The sequence below is a fragment of the Methylobacterium sp. ME121 genome, from assembly GCF_000974725.1.
GTDB classification, from domain to species: domain Bacteria; phylum Pseudomonadota; class Alphaproteobacteria; order Rhizobiales; family Beijerinckiaceae; genus Methylobacterium; species Methylobacterium radiotolerans.
On sequence record NZ_BBUX01000182.1, the window covers coordinates 1 to 844 of the forward strand.

The following is an 844-nucleotide window of genomic DNA, read 5'->3' on the forward strand; positions in this document are numbered from 1 at the left end:
TAGGTCGCGGACTCATTAAGCTCGCAGCCAGACCCGCAGGGCTGCGAGCTTGACGCTGGCTAGGAAGTTGTCGGGATCCTTGTCGTAACGGGTGGCGACGGCCCGGAAGTGCTTGATCTTGCTGAAGAAGCGCTCGACCAAGTTGCGGTACTTGTACAGGAACGGGCTGAACGCCGGTACTCGCTTGCGGTTGGGCATCGGCTTCACGTTCGCCCAGGCGCCCTGCTCCGCCATCCGAGTGCGAAGCGCGTCGCTGTCATAGGCTCGATCCCCCAGCAGGATCTGGCCCGTGCCCAGACCGCCCAGCATGTCGGCCGCCGCGCGCCCATCGTGCGCTTGACCCTCGGTGATCTTGAGCGCCACCGGACGGCCGTCGGCATCTACCAGCGCGTGGATCTTGCTCGTCAGGCCGCCGCGCGAGCGACCCATGCCACCGGATCGGCCGTCTTTTTTTGGGCGCAGGCGGCATGCTGGTGAACCCGCACGCTGGTCGCGTCGATCATCTGCAGGTCGCCGTCGTAAGCCTTTGACACCGCGTCCAAAAGCCGATCCCAGATGCCACGCTTGCGCCAGCGCCGAAAACGGTTGCCGCAGGTCGTGTGTGGGCCGTAGCGCGCCGGGATGTCGGCCCAGGGCGCGCCCGTGCGCAGCCGCCAGAAGATCCCGTTCAGCACCCGCCGATCATCCACGCGCTCCTTGCCGCGCACGTCCGTCGGCAACAGCGGTTCGATCACCGCCCACTCCGCATCCGTCAGATCAAACCGCGCCATCAAGGCCCTCCTGCTCAGAGGGCTAACGACGCCGCGGTTCAACCGTGCCAGCCGTTATGGGTTCGCGACCTAGA

General features: G+C 66.1%; 1 protein-coding gene. It reads right to left on the reverse strand.

Annotated features, from left to right (window positions below; genetic code table 11):
* Positions 1-15 precede the first annotated feature (15 nt).
* A protein-coding gene (locus ME121_RS34855; RefSeq protein ID WP_179696863.1) for an IS5 family transposase occupies positions 16-770 on the reverse strand; the annotation gives its coding sequence in 2 pieces (ribosomal slippage) (positions 16-446 and positions 446-770; 756 coding nt in all).
* Positions 771-844: the final 74 nt, after the last annotated feature.